The sequence below is a fragment of the Bacillus sp. FSL H8-0516 genome (genome assembly GCF_038635285.1).
Lineage (GTDB): Bacteria > Bacillota > Bacilli > Bacillales > Bacillaceae > Bacillus > Bacillus safensis.
Window position 1 is genome coordinate 3,219,203 of sequence record NZ_CP152051.1, and the last position, 22,033, is coordinate 3,241,235.

The window sequence follows — 22,033 nt, forward strand, 5'->3', positions numbered from 1 at the left end:
TTAATCTCCTCTGTTCAGAAATCTTACCGTTATGTTATATCACTATTTCACTTTCCAAGAATAGTTGCCTTGTTTCGTTTGATATGACCATCCATCGATGGACGATGGTTTATTCGTAAGCAGCTCACCTTCTATTTCTAGACGCTGCAAAACCTCTTGAAGTTCTTCTGTTTTAAAACGAATGTAAAAATCCACAAATTTCGTTTGGTTGATTTCAATGTTTTTCTTTGTTTGAAAATGGCCGATTGGGAAGCTGACTTGATGGTTCTCATCGATTGTTTGAGAGATGATTTCAGCTCCATTCACTCGATCATATCCTGCGAAATCAATTTGCACATGATCCGCATGAATCATTTCATCTTTTAACTCGAGCTGAAGGTGAAGAACATGATGCTCAGAGCTTAGATCACGCAAGACCCATTTCATGCTGTCAACGATCCCTCTCAGTTCATCTTTATGCTCACGATTTTCGAGCATATGATGAATCGCCGTATTCCAAACAGTCTCTTCGTCAGAAGGAACAAGATAAAAATAGGCTTGTTCTCCCAATAGTTTTTCGACATCTTCTTTATGTTTAGTATCCCCAAAAAAGACAGCATCCACTTGCTGTTTTCTTATTTGTTTAAATAATTCTCCATATTGAGAATTGACTTGATGCAGATCTTCCTCATAATGTGCGTGATGCACAAATGCAGCGTAATAGGTTGTTTCAGGCTGATCGATTTTAAACAGGTGGCGGTCTTGATCCCGGTCTTCTGTAATCATCAGTTTCAAACGGTCATTTTGTGATTGAATGCTGGATAGCCATAATTGTTTAATATCCGTCTTCTTTGTAAATGTTTGAATTCCTGTTTTTTTATACCAATTAATATGCCGGACTGGATTCTTTTTTGCATCACCAGGATAGATGAGCTCCATATAAATACTGCCATCTTCATTGATTAATTCCTCTAAGTATAGTGCACCTGTATGGGGAACAAAGCTTTGTACTCTGCATAAAACGCCCTGCCAATTGTATTCTTCCCTCTTCACCAGTTGCTGCTCTTCATTATATTGATCAATATAACAAATGGGGGAGGCAGGCAATTCATATCTCGTCACTTGAATCGTGGATTCATCTGCTGGAATCACTGCTTCATTGATCGAATGCGATGATTCACCAACAATAAATTCCGAGTAACGTCTTTTACTACCACTTTCCGGTAGAATATAGTGTTCATATACATTCAATATGTCAACCTCAGGAGAAAAGAACTCTCCCATGTGATGAATACGTTCCTTCACATTTGCATCGTAATTTAAAGTTAAAATTGCAGTACGTTTATGTTGATCAGCCAAAGGCTTAATCCTTTTCTGTAAAGACTTCGTTAAGCTCTCATCCTGTTTTGGCACATCACCCATAATAAAGTAATAGTCCATATCAGGAACGTCCATTGATGCCATTGTTTCATGTTGTTCAGATTGATCCAATGTGTCTTCAACTTTTTTCTTCATCCAATTTTGAAACAAAGGAAGCTCTCCTTAAAAATAATGATGACTTGCTCATTGTATTTTACATGAAAAAGTACTTCTCACCAAAAGATAAGAAGTACTTTTTTTCGATCTATTAAAGTCCCGCAATTTCTTCCTTAATTTGTGTTGTCGAGATGCCTTCTGTTCTCTTCAAGTATACGACTTCGCAATGTTCTTTTAAGAAATCGAATTTACCTTCCCAGTCATCTCCCATGACAAACACATCGATATCATGCTCTTGCACGTCACGGACTTTTTGATCCCAGCTGTTTTCTGGAATGACTTCGTCTACATAACGAATGGTTTCAAGAATCAGCTTTCTATGCTCGTAGCTGTGATAAGCTTTTTTTGATTTTTGTAAATTAAACTCGTCTGTAGAGATGGCCACCACTAAGTAATCTCCGAGCTGCTTTGCACGTTCTAGCAGCTTAATGTGCCCCCAGTGTAATAAATCAAATGTACCGTAAGTAATAACTTTCTTCATTGCAAACATAAACTCCTTTCTTCAATCCTTATTCGACTCCATTCGTGCAGTAATTTATCCGTAATTCTGTGATATTCGATTCGCTCTTCGGAACCTCATTATATCACAGCGCCCACCAAACGTTAAGCGGATGTAAAGACAAACTATTTCCAATTTATTGGGCGCAGGAGGAAAAGTCCGAAGAATCAATGTTTCACAAAGGATTGTCCAGATGAAATGATGAAAATGTCATGAAATTTAAAGGTTTGTAAAGTTATTGTTAATATTTCATGGAGCATCTGTGATAAAATGATGAGTAGGCGAAGAATGAATTTACAATGAACGTTCATAGATAACAAGTTAAAAAGGAGGTCTAAACAATGCAAACAGAAGTGGTCTCTAATCTTTCTTATGTAAACGGCGACTTAGATGAATTTATCAGCTATATGAACCAGCATCATATTTCTCAGAGAAGAGGCGCCATGATTGCGACTGTCAATCCAGAGATAGGCTATGCCGTCATGAAGGATCATGCGTACCATCAAGTCGTCTCATCTGCGGATTATGTACTGCCGGATGGCGTAGGCGTCGTATTGATGTCCCGCATGACCCAAAGTCCGCTTAAGTCTAGAATTGCCGGCTTTGATGTCTTCATGTCTATGCTTGACCTAGCAAACAAGCAGTCTAAAAGAATCTTTTTATATGGTGCGAAAAAAGAAGTGCTTGAGGCTGTGAAACAGCGAATTGATACGGAATATCCAAATGTGGTCCTTGCCGGAAGCTGTGACGGCTATCAAGCCGATAAACGTTTCGTAGCGAAGCAAATCGCGCGCTCGAAACCTGATATGGTGTTTGTTGCATTAGGTTATCCAAACCAAGAGAACTTTATTTACGAATACCGCCATTTATTCCCGCAGGCTGTTTGCATCGGTTTAGGCGGAAGCTTTGATGTATTTAGCGGAACGGTGAAGCGTGCACCACGCTGGATGATTAAGACAAATACAGAATGGCTGTACAGATTGATTGTGAATCCATGGAGATGGAAACGAATGCTCAATATTCCTAAGTACGCTTTTGCCGTCTTGAAGGAAAGCAAAGGAAAAAAACGTTATTATCCTGAGCAGGTAAAGGATCAGACGAAGCAGCTGTGAGAGACTGATAAATGATGAATATACGCTCAATGATGATTTCATGTTACGCAGCTTTTATTTCTTTCATTGGATGGCTGATGAGCGGCGTGAAGCCTCGTGAAAACCAGGTGACGCTGCTTGTTTCATTCCAAGAGAATGCGGCTGCTCTCATTCATACTTATCAACAACAGGCGAACATGACAATGAAGCTTACTGTCCTCTATACGAAGCATGCTTCTGCGATAGAAAAGGACGAGCCTCATCTGTCATTTCGCTATTTTCATGAAAAAAATCCTCTCCATCTCATTCAATGTCTGTATACGATGTTTAAAAGCAAGGTTGTCGTGACAGATAATTACTTTCTCATGACGAGTGTGCTCAGAAAACGGCCTTCTACCACCTGTATTCAAGTATGGCATGCCAATGGGGCTTTGAAAAAATTCGGGCTCGAAGATGCTTCAAATTCTGAACGAAGTCCCCGTGACATCGAACGCTTCAAACGTGTCTATGCGTCTTTCGATTACATTGTGACAGGCTCAGATCACATGCGTGAGATTTTCAAGACCTCGTTTGGGGTCAAAGATGATTGCTTTTTACCAACTGGTGTACCACTGACGGATGTGTACTACGAACAGCACCAGCCTTCCTTGAAGCTAAATGATATCCCAAAAGGGAAAAAGATCCTGCTCTATACACCAACTTATCGAGACTTTGCAATGGACGGTCTTGTCCTGCCTTTTTCAAAAGAGCAATTGCAAACTGAGCTGAATGGCGATTACATTCTGCTCGTCAAGCTTCATCCTGCGGTCAAACATTTAGCGAAAGCAGAAACAGACGGTGAATGGATATTTGATGTGTCCGATCAGCCGCTCTATCCATTGCTTTGTGCTTGTGATGTCCTGGTGACAGATTATTCGTCCATTGTGTTTGAATATGCACTGCTCGAAAAGCCTGTGTTGTTCTTCACTTATGACTTAGACACTTATCGAGAGAAACGCGGCTTAGTCGATCGGTATGAAGATATCATTCCTGGTAAGGCTTGCGTCACTCAAGACATACTCTTGCAGGAGCTTTTGCACCTAAACGGATCAACCAATAAAGAACGAATCAAAACCTTTGCTGAGGAATGGAACCAATATTCAAAGGGACAATCCAGTCAGCAGCTCCTCTCATTTATTGAACAGCAGCTGCTCTTACACAAAAAACGTCCGGCTTCTCATTAGGAAGCACGGACGTTTTTTTATTTGTTATACACCGGGATATCATAATACAGCGTATAGTCATCAAGCAGGTTATACAAACTATACATGCGAGTGACTTGCTTAGAAGCCCAGCCAATATCTGTTGCATATTGATGAGTCGCTGCAGCCGACCAGCGCATTTTATAAATTGTATCTTGCTTGTATGTGGCATTATTGATATAGCTGTTGCCAATGAATTTTGCTCCGCCAATAATGGCAGCCTCTGGCGTGAACCATTGTTGTTCATACGCATACTTTGCACCAAGATAATTCGGATTGCTGTCATATGCGCCAATGCCATACATGTTATAAACTTTCTTTCCATTATACATTGTACCATTCGCTAAAATGGAACTTCCGTTACCCGTTTCAAGCAGCGCATGAGAAATAAGATAAATTTCGTTGATATGATACGTTTTTGCTGCTGTAATAAAGGCTTGTCCTTTACCCGCAAGAATCCCTTTTCCTTCTAAAATTTTTGAATTGACCTCTGCTGGATTGAGATTCGCAGCTTCAGAGAGTTTCAGAAATTGAAAATAAGATTGCGTGCCTTCGGCAATATTAGCTGGATCTACATATTTTTGCACCTCTGCTGCACTTGCATTTCTCCAGCCGAGGTTGATCCTGATCCAGTTCCCTTCTTTCCCAAGCTGTTTCACTTTTGCTCCTTTATTGAGCTGTGCCACAATGTTGCTTGCAGAGCTAGAATCAGGTGTTGAACGGACATTTAAGCCATCCGTATTCACTGTCGATGTGGCTTGGTCTACATATGCTGCATAAACATAGGCCGCACCATCTGTCTGTGGTGATACCTTCATTTGTTTGTTGACCATCTCATTGATAGTAAGGTTGTAGTTCGTTTGCATGACCATTGGGCCATTTTTAATTTTTACGGCTGTGGCAGTCCAGCCATATTGGCTTTTCACAAATGCAATGGCTTCATTTACAGTTGGTAATCCTGTAAATTGCTGCGTAATGTTAATTTTGTAAGTTGGTTTCGTTGTTGTTGTATACACAGCGGTTTCATTCCGTTTTTTGAAAAATGCCAAGCCTTGGTCACGCAGTGCAGCGGTTGAGATGACACCTGTTTTGATCTGATATTGAGCATAATCGGCTGCGCCTGTTTTTTGAGCAGCGGCCTTCATTTTTTGTTTCGTCAAATAGCTGAGTGCTTGATTCAGTTTTGTCTGATTCACTGTCGGCTCTGTCATGATACGGTATTGCTTGACCGCTTCTGTCAGCGTTTTTGTACTGCTGGGAACGCCATTTTTCTTGATAATCTCTTGAGCCTGCTTCACTTTAGTTTGTTCATATACAGGTGTTGTCTTAAGACTATATGTTTTGCTGACAGCTTGTCCCTTACTTGTCTTGATGCTGCTTGTCAGCTTCTGCGTTTTTAAGTAGGCGGCACCTTTATTCACTTTCGCTTGGTCCACTGCTTGATTGACGACGAGTCGATATGTGCTGTCTGATACCTTGCCTGTTTTTTTCGTTGTCGCAGATACTTTTTTCTTTTGGAAGAAAGCCGCTGCTTTTTTCGCTTGGTCATCTCCTAAAAGGTTTCCCGTCACGACTTGATATGGCTGTGTGGAAGAAATCTTTTTGGAGGTGTAGCGCCATTTCTTTTTCTTGAAAAAGGCTACCGTTTTGCCGTAAGCTGTATCGTTCAATTGATTGAGCTTCACGATATAATTTTTTGTTTTTCCCACTCGCTGGACAGCACCTGCAGCACCGGTTTGTTTCTTAATCTGAGCTGCAGCTGAAGCTGCTTGTTTGTTGTCTTTAAAATAGCCTGATTCCAAGCTGTAGACATTTTTTAAGGCACCAGTCTTTTGAATCTTCCCGCTGATCTTTGCTTCTTTTTGCAGCTGAGTAAGGAGCGTCTGTGCTTTCGACTCGTTCGCTTGTGCAGCGGATGTGACGATGTAATACGGCTTACCCGCTGTCACCGTTTGAAGCACTGCTGTTAAGCCAGATGCCTTTTGAAAGCCTTGTAGAATGGTATTCGCCTTACTTTGTCCAACAATACCGCTTGAAATCAGCTGATACACAGTGCCAGCTTTCGTTTCGGTTTGGTATGTACTGGTGACACCTGCCTGCTTTTGCAGCTCAGTTTGAATATTTTTCACTTTCGTTTCAGAATCAATGGTTCCTGATATGACCTGATAAGAAGGTTTGCTTTGATTGATGACTTCATAGGAGCTATTGAGCCCTGATGTTTTTGTTAGCTCAAGTGAGAGCTTTTTCGCCTGACTTTCATCATTGACTGGGTCAGATACGACCTTTTGTAAAGGAAGGCGGTCACCTACTGGAGACACCGTACCACTCATGCCCACTTCTTTTTTTAATGCAGCTGCACTTGCATTCGCTGCTGCTTGCGACTCATATCCTGAAGCAGTGAGCTGATAGGTCGACGTAGTTCCTGAGGTTTGATAAGTGGCTGTCCACTTTTTGTCTTTCTTTAGTGTTTCCACTGCTTTTTTCACTTCTGCTTCTGTTGTAAATACCTTTGAGGTGTTCATCGTATAAATGGATTGATCGACATAGGAGGCTGCTTGCGCTTCTTTACCCGTGTGTAATGTCATACCAAAGGCAGCTGCGAGTAACATAATCTTGATGGTTTTTTTCACGTTCCCTGTCCCTCTCTTAACTTTGCATAATAGTCTACTAATCTCTTTATCGACAAAAACAAGTACTCTTTCAAGTCATTTATGCAATAGAAAAATAGAGGACCCCCTCGAAGTCCTCTTTTCCTTATATGTGCGACACAATCAGTTCACAAGATCCTTCAATTGAGAAGCTTCCTGTTTCAGCCGGCAGAATAAAATGAGCGCCCTTTGGCAGTGGATATGTGTGTCCGTCATGCTCTAAAGACCCTTCTCCATGAATCACACTGCATAGCAAAAACGGATAATCCTGCGTAAGCTCTACTTTTTGATCAATTTCCCATTTATACACAGAGAAATATTCTGCTTCGACAAATGTACGAATGGTCACTCCCCGGCGTGTTTCAACTGATTCATCTGCATACCCGTCTACATGAGGAACTGTTGTGACATCAATCGCTTGCGCAAAATGAAGTTCACGTTCGTTGCCATCCTGGTCTTTTCGTTCATAATCATATACGCGATAGGTTGTATCTGAGCTTTGCTGCGTTTCAAGGACAAGCGTTCCTTCGCAAAGCGCATGAATGGTACCGCTTGGCACATAATAAAAATCACCAGGCTTAATCTTCACCCGCCGCAAAAGACCTTCCCAATCTCCACTATTCATCATGGTGACTAGCTCAGTTCTTGTTCTTGCATTGTGCCCATAGATCATTTCTGCTCCTTCTTTGCAGTCAATGATATACCAGCACTCTGTTTTTCCAAGCTCGCCATTTTCATGTCTTTCCGCATAATCATCATCTGGATGAACTTGAACAGACAAGTCTTGGTTTGCATCTAATATTTTAGTTAACAGCGGGAAGCGGTCGCCTTCTATCCCCCCGAACAATTCTCTATGATTGTCCCAAAGTTCGATCAGCGTTTTCCCTTTATATGGACCGTCTTGCACGACACTTGGTCCGTTTGGATGAGCAGAAATTGCCCAGCATTCTCCCGTTTGATCAGAAGGAATATCATAGCCAAATTGATCCCTTAAGGCTGTGCCTCCCCATATTCTCTCCTTCAATTCAGGCAGTAAAAAAATTGGTGACTGCTTCATTCAAGATGACTCCTCCCTTTGCTACCCTTTGATAATCCTTACCTAGCTTGATGAAAACTAGTAAGTCTCAACTTTTATTATGACGCTATCTAAAGAGAAGTCAATCCTTTCAGTACACCGAATGAAAACGATAACACAAAAAATATTTCACCCTTTGACAGAGCCTGCGAGAAGCCCTTTGACAAAGTATTTTCCAAGAAGAATATAGACGAGTAGTGTCGGCAGCGCAGCCAATATCGCTCCTGCCATTTGGACGTTCCATTGCACAATTTGACTGCCTGATAGATTTTGCAAGGCAACCATCACCGGCTGATGCTCCGCAGTGGTCATTGTGACCGCAAATAAGAATTCATTCCACACATTTGTGAACTGCCAAATGGCCACCACAACAAATCCTGTGATCGAAAGCGGAAGAATCATATGTCTGAAAATCCCGATAAACCCTGCACCATCCATTTTCGCCGATTCAATCATTTCATCTGGGATGCTCACATAGAAATTTCGGAACATGAGTGTTGTGATCGGAAGTCCGTATACGACATGGACAAGCACAAGCCCTGGAATTGAATTATACAATCCGACTTCACGCAAAAATTGAATGAGTGGGATCAGGATACTTTGATATGGAATAAACATCCCAAACAGCATCAGCGTAAAGACGACTTCTGATCCTTTGAAACGCCATTTTGATAGGACATAGCCATTCATTGCACCTAATACAGCTGACAGTAAAGTAGCAGGAATGACAAGATAAAGAGAATTCATTAAATTGGGCGCCAGCTTTTCAAACGCGATTTGATAGCTTGAAAAATCGATAGTAGATGGCAGTGACCACATTCGCTCAAGGGTGACTTCACCTAATGGCTTCAAGCTTGTGACGAGCATGACATAAACAGGCATCAGAAAAAAGAGACTGCACAAAATCAATAAAGCATAAAGAACTGGACGGACAAACCATCTGGCTGTCATGATGAAGCCCCCTTCCGGCTCGACAGGAGATATGGCACGATAAAGACCGCAACAGAGATCAGCATGACAACCGCAATGGCGGCACCGCCTGCATAATGGTTTCCTCTAAAGGTCATTTCAAACATATACACGCCCGGAACATCTGTGACAAAGTTCGCACCCGGCCCTGTCATCGAGTAAATCAAATCGAAGATCTTTAAAGAAATGTGAGCCATGATGATAACAACACTTGCAGTAATCGGTTTTAAAAGAGGAAAAATGATTTTCCAGTAAATCTGCCACTCCGTTGCGCCATCCATTCTAGCAGCCTCTCTTACTTCCTCTGGAATTCCTCGCAGACCCGCCAAATACATCGCCAGAGAGAAGCCTGTCATTTGCCAAACAGCTGCAATCACAACAGCAATCATGGCCGCAGGTACACCAAACTCAATTTTCCCCCAGACAAATCCGGCCAATATGTTCGTATCCGTATACCACTTAGGCTGGATACCAAGCGTTTTCAAAAATAAATTCACCCCAGTTGACGGGTTTAAAATCCATTGCCATACGACTCCTGTGACAACGAAGGAAAGGGCCATCGGAAAGAAGAATAAATTCCGAAAAAGAGATTCCCCCTTGATCTTCTGATCTAGTAAAATCGCAAGTGCGAGACCAGAGACAATGACCGCTCCAATAAAAAATAAAGTGAAAAAGACCGTGTTTCGAAGATCTGATTGAAAGCGGAAATCTTGAAACAGCATGACATAATTGCGAAGACCTGCGAAAGAGAAATCAGGAACAAGCGTGGTCCAGTTTGATAATGACACATATCCTGTCCAGCCAATAAAACCGTAAACAAAGATGAATAATAAAACCGCTGACGGGGCTAAAAAGAGCAGCGCCAGCAGCTGGTCTCCATTCCATTTTTTCCGCATACGTTTAACTTTGGGCACAGGTGTTTTTGTCATCGGCGATGTGTCCATGCGCATGAAGCTACACTCCTTTTTAAAAAAAGAGGCGGTGCCTAGCCGCCGCCTCCTTCGTCTTTATTTCATTGCATCTTTTAATGATGAAACAAACTGACTGCTGTCTTTTTGTGTCACGAAGATATTGACGGCTTGATTTGCTTTTGTCACAAACCCTTCTTCAGCAGCTGAGCCATGAGCAAGAGACGGCGCCAGTTTTGACTCTTTAAATGCCTTCATCGCCGATTTTCCGTATTCATCATATTTTGATACATCTGCATCCACACGTGCTGGAATCGATCCTTTTAGCGGATTAAACGCATCCTGTCCTTCCACAGATCCTAAAACGGATAAGAATTTCTTCACGTTTTCTGGCTGTTTCACACCCTTTGGCAGTCCAAATGTATCGGTGATCACCATAAAGCTTCCTTCCGTTCCAGGAGTCGCCGTGTATCCAAAGTCTTGATTCACCTTCAAATCAAGATCATTCACAAAGTACCCCTTCGCCCAGTCGCCCATGACATTCATTGCCGCTTCTCCTTTTGCCACAAGCTGTGAGGCATCCTGCCAGTTACGTGAACTGTGATCGTCATTGACGTATTCGAGCATACGTCCAAAGATGTCTGCCGCTTCCTTCACTTTCGAGTCATCCATTTTCATGTCGCCAGCCCAAAGTTTTTGATAACCATCTGCCCCTAATACACCCAGCAAAACACCTTCAAACAAATGAGTCGCTGCCCAAGGCTCCTTATCTCCAAGTGCAAGTGGTGTGATTCCTTTTTTCTTTAATGCATCTGCTGTTTTGAAAAATTCATCAAATGTCGTTGGCGGCTCTAAGCCTGCATCATCAAATACCTTCTTGTTATACCAAAGCACATTGCCCCTGTGAATGTTCACTGGCACGGAATAAATTTTCCCATCTTTGCTGACAAGGTCAATCAGTGATTCTGGAAATTTGTCTTTCCAGCCTTCTTTTTCATATAAATCATCCAGAGGCTCCATTTTGCCTGCCGCGACCCAGCTCTCATTCAGCTCCGCCCCGCCATGCACTTGAAACGTAGCAGGCGGATCATTTCCCTGCATACGGCTAGTCAGGACAGCCTTTGCATTCGTACCAGCACCACCTGCGACGGCTGCATTTTCAATTGGAATGTCTTTATTCTTCTCTTCAAACAATTGGATGAGTGCCTTCAGCCCGTCTTCCTCACCTGCTCCTGTCCACCAAGAGAAAATTTCGATTTTTTCCGCTCCGCCTTCTTTTTTTGCCTCTGAGTTCGTCGATGAGCTGCAGGCAGTGACGATAAGCATACAGAGTGCCAGCAGCGTAAAGCCTAATTTGAACTTCATAATTGATCCCCCATCCCTATTTTGTAAGCGTTATCAAAATAAGTATAATGGCAGATCCTTGCTTTTTTTCAGGCAAACTTCTTCACTTTTTTATGAAATTCTTCATTTTTTTACGGCCTGTTTTCGATATTCCTTCGGTGAACAGCCGACCATCTTCTTAAACACACGGCTGACGTAATTAGGATCTGTATATCCTGCCTGAAAGGTAATTTCTTTTAAGCTAAGCGTGCTGTCTTTGAGGAGCTTTTTGATTTTATCCAGCCGGCAGGCTGTCACATACTCTTTAAATGTCAGACCCGTCTCGTCTTTAAATCGTTTTGTGAAATAGGTGGGACTTAAATCAACATAAGCGGCCGTTTGCTCAAGCGTGATCTGTTCACAATAATATGTTTTGATGTAACGTTTTGCCCGCTCGATGTCATTGATGGTCTGGGTTCTCGCTTCATACACATCAAATAGGTGTTCACAGCACTGGCGGCATTCAGCTGCGGTGCTGATTGTCAATATCGATAGGTCTGTACGGAGGCGTGATTTGAAGAGAATCAGCAGTTCTTTTACCTGCGAAATCGTCGCCCCCTCTAATTGAAAGGCATCAAATAAAGCCAGCGCATCCTCTCTTCTCCCTTCCTCGAGCGCCTGCATCATGCTGTCTGCAAGCTCCGGCAGATGAATCAATGGACCGGGCTTCACCTCTGTTTGGTAAAAGCCATAACGAACAACGCCGCCACTCTTTTTTCGCTGATAATAGGAAAGCTTCGCCTCTGCTGCACTTTTCTGAAGATGAAGCGGGTTTGAGACTGGGTGCCCTATGCCAACGACAGGTGAAGGCTGACCGTTTGTCATGGCAGCTCGAATGGCTTGCAGCACCTCTGCCTTTAGCTGACCTGGTCCCTGCTGACTATAAATGAGGCATGTAAACAGTTCTCCCCCCCTCTGAATCGGCACCGTATGAAATCGTGCTGATTTCTGTAAATCGATCAATAGCTGGTCTCCTTCTGTCCGCTGAACAGCAATGATAAGACCTGCTTCATATTCGGAGAATAGTTGTTGAAACTCCATGGATGTATAGGATTGACCGTTCATGACATGCGCTTCAAGCCACTTTGACTGCTGATCGGCCGCTGCCGCCTGCCGCAGAGACGCCTCCTGCTGAATCTCTGCTGCTACAAATCGAATGGCTGCGATGGTTTCATCTTTGTCAGCTGGTTTGACGAGGTATTGTTTCACCCCCTCCTGCATCGCTTGCTTGGCATAATCGAATGTATCGTAGGCTGTCAGCATAATGAATTTTGTATGAGGACTGATTGCTTTGATCTGTTTGATCGCTGTCAGTCCATCCATGCCAGGCATCTGAATATCCATGAGCACAAGATGAATGGACTCAGATCGCACGAATTCAACCGCCTTCTTTCCATTTTCCGCTTCTCCTGCTATATGACACTCTGGAACCCATTCGGTTAAGAACTTCCGCATCGCTAGCCGTTCTATTTTTTCATCATCGACAATCAGCACGTTCAGCATGCCGGTCCCTCCTTCATCGGAATAGCCAATTGTATGGTGGTGCCTTCGTTTGGCTTTGAATCAATTTGAAGGGCATCTTGCACCCCGTAAAACAAGCGCAGTCTTGACATTACATTCCGAAGACCGATTCCTGTCGAGTGGCCTTTACTCAGTATGTTCGGATCTTCCTCTTCTTTTTCTGACAGCAATCTTCTTTTCTCCTGTTCATTGATGCCCATCCCATTGTCCCGAATCCGAATCATCACATAGCCGCCTTCTTCATAGATCGAGAGCTCGACAAGTCCCTTTTCCTCCTTTGGCTCGACGCCATGAATAAAGGCATTTTCAACAAGCGGCTGTAAGGTAAGACTTGGGATATGCACAGATAAACATGATTCATCGATGGACGTTTTGCACGTAATACGATCGGCAAATCTCGTTTCTTGTATATGAAAATATTCTTTCACCACTTTCACTTCTTGTTCCAATGTAACGGATGTACTAAGAGCAGACAGCGAATACCGCATCAGCGTGGAAACGGATTGAATCAGCCTCGATGTGGCTTCTGCTGATTCTAAGTAAGCCATACGTGAAACGATGTTTAATGTGTTAAATAAAAAATGCGGGTTCATTTGGTTTTGCAGCGTTTTTAGCTTCATATCTTTGATTTTTTGATCCAATGCTGCCTTTTGTTTGATCTCTTCAATCATCATTTTCATCTCTTGCCGCATTCGCTGAAAGGCTTCATTTAAAACAGAGATTTCATCCTTTGAGGTGACATGCAAATTCGCTCCATCAAAATTTCCTTCTGATACTTCTTTTACGCTTCGGGACAGATGAACGATGGGTCTTGAGATCCCGCCAGCAATCATATACGCCATCCATAAGGCGACCCCGATTGATAACGTAAACAGGCATAAGGTAAAGAGCGCATAGGTTTGATGCCTTTTTTGAAGAGTTTGATAGAGTATCTGATACTCAGATAATTCATCATCAAGCAGGGTCATCGTCTGCTCTTGTATATAGGAGGAGACGGTTCTCACTTCCTTCACACTTGCAGCATATTCTTCGATTTTCCCTTCTTTTACATGTGTCATGGTCGCATCACTTTCATTGATGAGCGTCCGCATCATATATTGATATTTTTCAATAGAAGGAATCGCCGCATGAAGCCCGGCATCCTTTCGCAGCGCTTGATCGTATGATTTCATTTTCTGCTTTGACGTAAGATATTCTTTGGCAAACTTCCGATCCTTTTCAATGGAATAGGCATTGACCTTTTCATACATCGTTTTCGCCTCTGTCGAGATATCATTGAGCAGGAGAAAAGAACGAAAGCTCCGGCTATATTCTGATGTGATTTTTGAACTGCTCCAGTAGACAAAAAAAGCGGCTACGTTGCCAAGAAGCACAAGGATTAAAAATGCCAATAACAGCTTACTTCGAATCCTTCTCATGGCTGCATCCCCTGCTTTCTGTCTGTTTGCTGAAGAGGCAGATCCCCGCGCCGGATCACACTCGTTCCCGTGTACTGAAGCGGTTCTTCTTTTTCACCTTTCTGCAAACGAACAAGCGATTCAACCGCTTGATAGCCCATTTCATAAGGATGCTGCACGACCACAGCATCAATTGTCCCATCATCAAGCGCCTGAATCGTATCAGGCAATGTGTCAAATGCAAGCACATAAAAATCAGTGGATGATCGATACTGTGCGATTGCTTGAATGATGCCTGCACCATCTAACGCACTTGTACCATAAAATGCGGTGAGCTTCGCATGATCGTTTAATAGTTTATAAGCCGCACCTGAGGCGCCTGACTTCGTAATGGCTGATTCTTCTATTCCAGCAATATGAATGCGTTTTTCAGCAGCAACGGCATCTCGAAAACCCTTGACACGCAGCTTTTGATGAATGGCATCCAGCCTGCCTGTGACAATTCCTACATACTGTTCCCCTTTTGTATCTGCGATGAGTGCCTGCCCTGCGATAAAGCCTGAATAGTAATTGTCCGTTCCTACATACACTTGACGTTTGCTCCCTTCTGCATCCGTATCGACGGTAACGACATCAATTCCTTTTTCCCTTGCCTTCTGAAAAAGCGGTTTGTATTTTTTCGCATCAAGTCCCTGCGTCATAATGCCGTCAACATGTCCAGCGATCGCCATATCAATGGTTTTCAGATGATCGTCCACATCCGCTTGCTTTGGGCCCAAATATTCTAGATACACGTGATGAACGTCTGCCGCATCCGCAGCTCCCTTTTGTACAAGCTGCCAATATTCATTATCAAGTTCCTCCGGTACAAGGACAAAATGATATTGATACGTTGACTCCGATCTATCGGAAGCGCTTTCAATTTTAAATAAATCTTGACCTAATAACGTTAAGAAGATGACAGATACCACACAAAATGTGAGAAATGCGCTCATTCCAATCCACTTAGATAATTTCACCGAGTCCTCCTCCTTTCCACTATTTCCGCATAAAAAAAAGAGCTGCTTATAAGCATACTCTCTCGACCTCTATAATTCCTTTGTCATAAATAAACTGTTTGGATCTTCTTGATATGTACCAAAAGGCGGACAATACTGAAACCCAGCGCTCTCATATAGTTTTCTTGCTGGTTCAAAGAAAGCCATTGCCCCTGTCTCTAAGCTGACACGTGTGTAGCCGCGCCGTTTTGCCTCTTGGAGAAGATGATTCAGCATATATCTCGCTACACCTTTTCGCATATGGAGGGCTGCGGTTCTCATCGATTTGATTTCCCCATGTTCACTTGACAGTTGCCTTAACGCTCCGCAGCCAAGAAGCTCCTCTCCATCTCGCACACTCCACACGGTGACATCTTGCTTTTTTAAATCAGTTAATGGAAGGGCATGAATGCTTTCTGGCGGCGAATGCTCCTTCATCTCTTCTATATGTGCGGTAATCAGCTGGTCAATTCGTCCATCCGTGAGTTCATCTTGTAGAATGTACATTCAATCACTCCTTCATGATCATTGTACGTGAAGAGTTAAATGTTTACCTGCTGTTATGTCAGATAAACGAACAAACAACCGGCATCAACGAGCCAGTTGTTTGTTCGTTTGACAAGTATTTATGAAGAAAGAACGGCTTGTAATTCCTCTGCTGTACTGCTTTCAAGCTGACTTCCGACACCGACAGCCACCGCGCCTGCTTTGAGCCACTTTGGAATATCAGCTGGATGAATGCCGCCCGTAGGAATAAATTCAATCTCTGGAAATGGGCCTTGCAGGTTTTTCATATAGGATAAACCGAAGGAGCCGCTTGGAAAAAGCTTGAGCAAGCAGTAGCCATCCGCTTTTGCCTGCATGATTTCACTCGGGGTGAGAACCCCTGGTACATAGAGTGTGTCGTAAAATGAAAGATGTTCTCCAACCATAGAAAGGTATCCTGGACTAACGATAAACTGCGAACCTGCCTCAATGGCTGATTGCGCCTGCTCCAGCGTTGTAATTGTTCCCGCTCCTACTATGAGGTCCTGCTGCTCTTGGAAGGATGCGATGATGCGTTCAGCATTTGGCGTGGTATATGTCACTTCAATGGCACGGACCCCTTTTTTCTTTAAACGCTCAATCATTTCAATGCCTTCTGCTTCACTACCCGCTCTTACCACTGCAATTAATTTACAAGACGCTAGCTGCTTTTTAACTCTCAAACTTGCTGACTTTTCCATATCTCTCATCCCCTTTCATATACTCCCGCCTTTGAAATCGCTTGGCTTCTTTCATAAAAGCCTGAAGCTCCTCCCGGGTAGGCAGTCCGTCCTTATCGCCAGGTGACATCACTGCAAGTGCCCCGACCGCATTGCCTCTTGTCACGGATTTTTCATGTGATAAGCCGTCAAGCAAGCCGCTGATGACCCCCACTGCAAATCCATCACCAGCTCCAACTGTGTCTACGACATCCTGCACATAAAACCCATTCACAATTCCCTGACCGGCTGCACTTTTATAAAAGGCACCTTCTGCCCCTAGCTTAATGACCACTAGCTTGACACCTTTTTGCAAATAAACATCTGCAATCTCTTCTGGCTCGTGATAACCTGTGAGCCTTTGCCCTTCTGCAAGCCCTGGAAAAAACCAATCCGATTGTGAGGCGATATGATTCACCGTCTGAATCATATCTTTCTCCTCTTTCCATAGCTGAAGCCTTAGGTTTGGATCAAATGAAATGGTTTTGCCCGCTTCCTTCATTTCTTGAAGGGCATGAAAAGAAAACGCTCTCATTTCACTGGATAGGGCAGGCGGAATACCAGTCATATGAAGATGGCCTGCCTGTTTAAAATAGGCGGCGGGAAAGTCGCTTGGACTCATTGTGCTCGCAGCAGAGCCTTTCCGATAATACGTGACGTCAGGGTCTCCTTCCTTCACTTTTGATTTAAGTAAGATTCCTGTTTGAGACCCATCATTTGAACGGAGCACTGCACTTGTATCGACCCCTTCTTTTTGAAGCTCTTCTAAAATGAATGTGCCAAGTGAATCTGCTCCGACTTTGCTCATCCATCCCACATGAAAGCCCAGCCTCGCCAAGCCGACAGCCACGTTACTCTCTGCACCAGCAAGCGCCTTTTGAAATGTATGCACTTGATGAAGCTCTCCAACTTCTTTTGCATAAAACATCGCCATTGATTCCCCAAATGTGACCGCATCCAACGCTTTCACTCATTTCTCCCCTTTCTTGGTACCGGTTTCAAATCAGTTGAAAAAGAGAGAGCATGCACGTATGTATACTCTTCTCTGCCTATCATTTATAAAGATTTCCTTACTATGATTTCTCCATCAAGCTGAATCGTTTGGGGCGCACTTTCATCCCCTTCTAGCCGCGACTTGATTTTTTGCATGGCTGCTTTCCCCATTTCATGAGATGGCTGGGCAACCGTTGTGATTCCAGGTCCAATCAGCTTATACCATTCTGTATCATCAAACCCTGCAATGCCTATCTCTTTAGGTATCTTCACCCCAAGCTCTACAAGTTCACTAATCAGCTTCAGCATGAGTAATCCATTACCGGCTAAAATCGCTTTTTTCTGTTCGTTTGATTGTAAAAAACGGACAATCTCTTCACGCATTTGTTCCTTTTGCTTTAAATCAATTTCTGCAATGATCGGCTTCTTATGTTTACTCAAAGCTGTCTGTTCATATGCTTCCTTTCGTTCTTCACGAGGGCTGATTCCATCGACAGGCTCAGTAAAGAAAGCGATGTGATCATAGCCTTTCTCATACATTTTTTGAAGCAGCCGGATGGTGATATCACGGTTGTTCGTGGTCACTGTGTCTACTTTCAGTTCAGGCAGCTTCCGGTCCACAAGAACAATCGGTACACCGTTTTTCTTAAAATCCTCCAGAATGTCATTGTTCTGTCCTGTCGTATTGATGATGAGCCCTTCAATATAATGTGCATTCAGCTTTAGGAGCATTTCCCGTTCTTTTTCTGGACGATTATCTGTGTTGCACACCATGATGCTGTATCCATTTTCATCACAAATCTCTTCGACCCCGCGAAGTGTTGCCACAGAGAATGGATTCGTAATGTCGGCTACAATAAACCCAATGACCTTGCTTTTTCTGACCTTCAATCCTTGAGCAAGCTGACTCGGACGATAATGGAGTTCTTCAATGGCTTTCTTGATTTTTTTTACCTTTTCTGAAGAAATTTCATTTGTTCTGCCATTGATATATCTGGATACAGTTGATTTTGAGACCCCTGCATATGCTGCAACTTCATTTATGGTGACTTTCGTTTGCTTTTTCTCTTTCATTCAAAAAAACTCCCACAATTGATCTTCTCATTTGGTTCGAAACCGATTTCAAATAAACTTAAAAAGAGCATATCATAATTGAACGCATTTCAGAAGGTTTTTTTGCATGATGATAGAAAGAATTTGTCTAATCAGAGTAAAAGAAAGCGATTTCAAAATAACAGTTGACGGCGCTCTCTTTTTCCTCTAAAATTTTCCTTGAAACCGATACCAAATAAAATATCAATATTTGTTTCAGATGGAAAGGGAGGCTTATCCAAATGGAAAATCGTTATGCTGTACATCCTGAGCAGGTCAAACGTTTTACAACAGAGGAACTTCGTCGTCATTTTCATATTCCTACGCTGTTTGTCAGTGGTGAATTAAAGCTCTATTACTCGCATGAGGACCGCGTGGTGATTGGCGGAGCGATGCCGGCAGCTGAGCCGATCACACTAGATGCCGGAGACTTTTTACGGACGGAGTATTTTCTTGAAAGACGAGAAATCGGGATTGTGAATGTCGGCGGCCAAGGAACGGTCACTGTTGATGGTGAGGCCTTTGTGCTGGAGCATAAAGATTTCTTATATATTGGCCTTGGTCACGAAGATGTACAGTTTACTAGTTCATCAGGCGAGCAGGCCAAGTTCTATTTAGTATCAGCCACGGCTCACAGGGCGTACCCTACGCAAAAAGCAGCCATCGCTGAATTAACACCAAACCACTTAGGGGAAGCAGCTGCTTCCAACGTACGAAACCTGTATCAAGTCATCCATGCAGACGGCATCCAAAGCTGTCAGCTCATGATGGGCATCACTCAGCTTGAAACCAATAACACATGGAATACGATGCCTGCTCATATTCATGATCGCCGGATGGAAGTGTACTTATATCTTGATATCGAAGAGGATGCACGGGTCTTTCATTTTATGGGGGAGCCATCTGAAACGAGACATCTTGTGGTGGCAAATGAGGAAGCAGTCATTTCACCTGCCTGGTCCATTCATTCAGGCTCAGGAACAGCGAATTATTCATTTATTTGGGCAATGGCGGGCGAAAACTATACGTTCAAAGATATGGACTTTGTCCCAATGGATCAGCTGAGGTAACGAGGATGATGACAACTTCATATGCAGCGTCCCTCTTTTCCCTTGAAGGAAAAACAGCCCTTGTGACAGGCCCCGGAACCGGTATTGGGCAAGGCATTGCCGTGGCGCTTGCCAAATCAGGTGCAGATATCATCGGTACGTACCATCACACACCGCTTGAAGAAACAAAGGCGCTAGTCGAACAGGCAGGCCGATCATTTCATGCGGTTCAGGTTGATTTTTCTAATCCTCAGTCTGCAAAGCAGGCTGTCGATGCCATATTAAAGAAGCATACGATTGATATTTTAATCAATAATGCTGGAACCATTAAAAGAGAGCAGGCGGCTCACTATTCAGAGGAAGATTGGCATACGGTCATGGATGTGAATATCAACAGTCTCTTTTTCCTCACGCAAAAGGTTGGACAGCAGATGCTGAAAAATGGGCAAGGGAAAATCGTTAATATCGCCTCCCTTCTATCGTTTCAAGGCGGCGTCTTTGTCCCTGCTTATACAGCAAGTAAGCATGCTGTCGCTGGGCTGACGAAAGCTTTTGCCAACGAATGGGCAAGCCAGCATATTCAAGTGAATGCGATTGCGCCTGGGTATATTGCGACTAATAACACACAAGCCATTCGTGACGATGAAAATCGAAATGAAGAGATTCTGAAACGAATTCCCGCCGGGCGCTGGGGAAAGCCTGAGGATCTAGCCGGTGCTGCTGTTTTCCTTAGCTCACCAGCTTCTGATTATATGAACGGCCACATTTTAGCTGTTGATGGCGGATGGCTTGCAAGATAAACAAACGAGAGAATTCCTATCCGGGATTCTCTTTTTTCTATTTGTATAATTCTCCACCTTCCGAGTCACTCTATAAAAAACATGTGATGAGGGTGAGGTATTATGAAAAGTCGTATTGAACAAGATATAGCGTCCGTCATTAAGCGTGTCAAAAGCTTTGCCGGAAGAAGTGATGATATCGTGTTCCACTCTTTTTCATTTGGTCCTTCCACTATTTCTGCATGTCTCGTGTACGTTGAAGGACTCACAGAATTTGAGATGCTTTCTAAGCAAATCATTTCACCAATGCAAAAGGAACTCGACATCACTGAGGTTGGTTCTACTACACTTGCCTCCCTTTCAAAAACGTTCTTTGGCATTCAAAATGATGTGCTGGATGATATGAACCTTGCCATCGAGCAGTTATATAGCGGCAAGGCTATTTTATTTGTAGATGGAGCGGATCAAGCACTTGCACTCCATACAAATCTTTTTCAATTTAGAGAAGTAGAAGAGCCGCAATCTGAAGTTCTTGTGAGAGGACCACGAATCGGATTTATTGAGAATCTTGAAAAAAACACGGCTTTACTCCGTGAACGGGCAAACGACCCAAATCTTGTGATTCAAAAGGTGAGTATCGGTACTCGCAATAAAAAATCCGCTGCTCTTGTGTATGTTCGCGATATTGCTGATCCTAAACTAGTAGAAGATGTTCTATCACGCATGACCGAAATCAAAATGGATGACATCCCTGAAACCGGCTATATTGAACAGTTGATTGAGGACAGTCACATCTCCATTTTTCCACAAATTCAAAACACAGAACGTCCTGACCGGGTGATTGCATCTGTGCTTGAAGGAAAAGTCTCCATTTTGCTCGATGGGACTCCTTTTGCCCTTATTTTACCTATGACACTTACAGCTTTGATGCAATCTCCGGAAGATTATTATCAGAGGTGGACAAGCGCGACTCTTTTGCGTTTACTTCGTTATATTGCCGTGCTCCTCACGATTTTTTTACCCGGGCTTTACATTGCACTTGTCTCTTATCATCCCGGTTTATTACCGACAAGAATGGCACTCACCATCGCAGGCAGCAGGCAGAATGTTCCCTTTCCTCCTGTTGTCGAAGCCATTCTCATGTCTTTTACGATAGAGCTGCTGCGTGAAGCTGGACTACGGCTTCCAAGAGCCATCGGACAGACAATTGGGCTCATTGGCGGCGTAATTATTGGTCAGGCAGCTGTCCAAGCCAATATTGTCAGTGCCTTAATGGTGATTATTGTGTCACTGACTGCATTGGCTGACTTCACGGCACCGTCATATGACTTTAGTTTCCCACTGCGTATTTTGCGGTTTATGGCGATATTTAGTTCAGCATTGTTTGGATTATACGGCTTAATCATGTGTTATTTATTTGTGCTTTGTCACTTGATGCAATTAAAGACATTTGGTTTTGACTATTTCACACCAGTGTTGTCTTCACCGTTTTCAGATCTAAAGGATACGTACGTTCGTTTACCAATCGGGCTATTTAAATCCAGACCAAAAACAGCAAAAATAAAAAATCTCAAAAGACAAGGAGATTAAAC

At 43.2% G+C, this 22,033-nt stretch carries 19 protein-coding genes; 5 read left to right on the forward strand and 14 right to left on the reverse strand.

What is annotated here, in order from left to right; translation table 11 throughout:
- Positions 1–42: 42 nt before the first annotated feature.
- Together MHB67_RS16390 and tagD are read right to left on the reverse strand one after the other, a co-directional pair.
- Positions 43–1,509, reverse strand: coding sequence for an alpha-glucosyltransferase N-terminal domain-containing protein (locus tag MHB67_RS16390; protein WP_342492642.1), 1,467 nt, complete (start codon positions 1,507–1,509; stop codon positions 43–45).
- Between the two features lie 97 nt (positions 1,510–1,606).
- Complete coding sequence (gene tagD, locus MHB67_RS16395; RefSeq protein WP_008343212.1) at positions 1,607–1,996, reverse strand: glycerol-3-phosphate cytidylyltransferase; 390 nt, start codon at positions 1,994–1,996, stop codon at positions 1,607–1,609.
- Positions 1,997–2,355: 359 nt separating this feature from the next.
- On the opposite strand from tagD, the gene MHB67_RS16400 reads away from it, so the two are divergent.
- Both MHB67_RS16400 and MHB67_RS16405 read left to right on the forward strand, forming a co-directional pair.
- The gene (locus MHB67_RS16400) at positions 2,356–3,126 is read left to right on the forward strand and encodes a WecB/TagA/CpsF family glycosyltransferase (RefSeq protein WP_024426277.1); all 771 of its coding nucleotides are present in this window, start codon (positions 2,356–2,358) and stop codon (positions 3,124–3,126) included.
- A gap of 11 nt (positions 3,127–3,137) precedes the next feature.
- Entirely contained in the window at positions 3,138–4,328 is a 1,191-nt protein-coding gene (locus tag MHB67_RS16405) for a CDP-glycerol glycerophosphotransferase family protein (RefSeq protein ID WP_308280965.1), read from the forward strand.
- A gap of 17 nt (positions 4,329–4,345) precedes the next feature.
- On the opposite strand, the gene MHB67_RS16410 is transcribed toward MHB67_RS16405, so the two are convergent.
- From MHB67_RS16410 to MHB67_RS16465, 12 genes are all read right to left on the reverse strand, one after another.
- Positions 4,346–6,976, reverse strand: coding sequence for a glucosaminidase domain-containing protein (locus MHB67_RS16410; RefSeq protein WP_342492643.1), 2,631 nt, complete (start codon positions 6,974–6,976; stop codon positions 4,346–4,348).
- 124 nt (positions 6,977–7,100) lie between these two features.
- The gene (gene manA / locus MHB67_RS16415) at positions 7,101–8,051 is read right to left on the reverse strand and encodes a mannose-6-phosphate isomerase, class I (protein ID WP_044333314.1); all 951 of its coding nucleotides are present in this window, start codon (positions 8,049–8,051) and stop codon (positions 7,101–7,103) included.
- A 147-nt stretch (positions 8,052–8,198) separates the two neighbouring features.
- A complete protein-coding gene (locus MHB67_RS16420) occupies positions 8,199–9,020 on the reverse strand; it encodes a carbohydrate ABC transporter permease (RefSeq protein WP_024426281.1) in 822 nt (273 codons plus the stop codon).
- Positions 9,017–9,988: a sugar ABC transporter permease gene (locus MHB67_RS16425; RefSeq protein WP_133744493.1), complete on the reverse strand. Its 972-nt coding sequence runs from the start codon at positions 9,986–9,988 to the stop codon at positions 9,017–9,019. Before MHB67_RS16425 ends, MHB67_RS16420 begins: the two co-directional genes overlap by 4 nt.
- 57 nt (positions 9,989–10,045) lie before the next feature.
- A complete protein-coding gene (locus MHB67_RS16430) occupies positions 10,046–11,311 on the reverse strand; it encodes an ABC transporter substrate-binding protein (RefSeq protein WP_342492644.1) in 1,266 nt (421 codons plus the stop codon).
- A gap of 102 nt (positions 11,312–11,413) precedes the next feature.
- Positions 11,414–12,832 carry a response regulator gene (locus MHB67_RS16435; protein ID WP_198456608.1) on the reverse strand — a complete coding sequence of 473 codons (1,419 nt, stop codon included), beginning with the start codon at positions 12,830–12,832 and terminating at the stop codon, positions 11,414–11,416.
- Positions 12,826–14,268, reverse strand: a complete 1,443-nt coding sequence (locus tag MHB67_RS16440) for a sensor histidine kinase (RefSeq protein WP_342492645.1) — start codon at positions 14,266–14,268, stop codon at positions 12,826–12,828. The genes MHB67_RS16435 and MHB67_RS16440 overlap by 7 nt, the downstream gene beginning before the upstream one ends.
- Positions 14,265–15,266, reverse strand: coding sequence for a sugar-binding protein (locus MHB67_RS16445; protein WP_283859678.1), 1,002 nt, complete (start codon positions 15,264–15,266; stop codon positions 14,265–14,267). Before MHB67_RS16445 ends, MHB67_RS16440 begins: the two co-directional genes overlap by 4 nt.
- 69 nt (positions 15,267–15,335) lie before the next feature.
- The gene (locus MHB67_RS16450) at positions 15,336–15,791 is read right to left on the reverse strand and encodes a GNAT family N-acetyltransferase (RefSeq protein WP_044333324.1); all 456 of its coding nucleotides are present in this window, start codon (positions 15,789–15,791) and stop codon (positions 15,336–15,338) included.
- 119 nt (positions 15,792–15,910) lie between these two features.
- A complete protein-coding gene (locus tag MHB67_RS16455) occupies positions 15,911–16,510 on the reverse strand; it encodes a bifunctional 4-hydroxy-2-oxoglutarate aldolase/2-dehydro-3-deoxy-phosphogluconate aldolase (protein WP_342492646.1) in 600 nt (199 codons plus the stop codon).
- Positions 16,482–17,498 (reverse strand): sugar kinase, encoded by a 1,017-nt coding sequence (locus tag MHB67_RS16460; RefSeq protein ID WP_341082496.1) that lies wholly within the window; start codon positions 17,496–17,498, stop codon positions 16,482–16,484. The genes MHB67_RS16455 and MHB67_RS16460 overlap by 29 nt, the downstream gene beginning before the upstream one ends.
- 86 nt (positions 17,499–17,584) lie before the next feature.
- Complete coding sequence (locus MHB67_RS16465; protein ID WP_024423658.1) at positions 17,585–18,595, reverse strand: LacI family DNA-binding transcriptional regulator; 1,011 nt, start codon at positions 18,593–18,595, stop codon at positions 17,585–17,587.
- Positions 18,596–18,855: 260 nt separating this feature from the next.
- On the opposite strand from MHB67_RS16465, the gene kduI reads away from it, so the two are divergent.
- The 3 genes from kduI (at position 18,856) to MHB67_RS16480 (ending at position 22,031) form a co-directional block, all read left to right on the forward strand.
- Complete coding sequence (kduI, locus tag MHB67_RS16470) at positions 18,856–19,683, forward strand: 5-dehydro-4-deoxy-D-glucuronate isomerase (protein WP_024423659.1); 828 nt, start codon at positions 18,856–18,858, stop codon at positions 19,681–19,683.
- Between the two features lie 5 nt (positions 19,684–19,688).
- Positions 19,689–20,462 carry a 2-dehydro-3-deoxy-D-gluconate 5-dehydrogenase KduD gene (gene kduD / locus MHB67_RS16475; protein ID WP_024426292.1) on the forward strand — a complete coding sequence of 258 codons (774 nt, stop codon included), beginning with the start codon at positions 19,689–19,691 and terminating at the stop codon, positions 20,460–20,462.
- A 102-nt stretch (positions 20,463–20,564) separates the two neighbouring features.
- On the forward strand, positions 20,565–22,031 hold the full coding sequence (locus MHB67_RS16480; protein WP_133744486.1) for a spore germination protein: 1,467 nt from the start codon (positions 20,565–20,567) through the stop codon (positions 22,029–22,031).
- Positions 22,032–22,033: the final 2 nt, after the last annotated feature.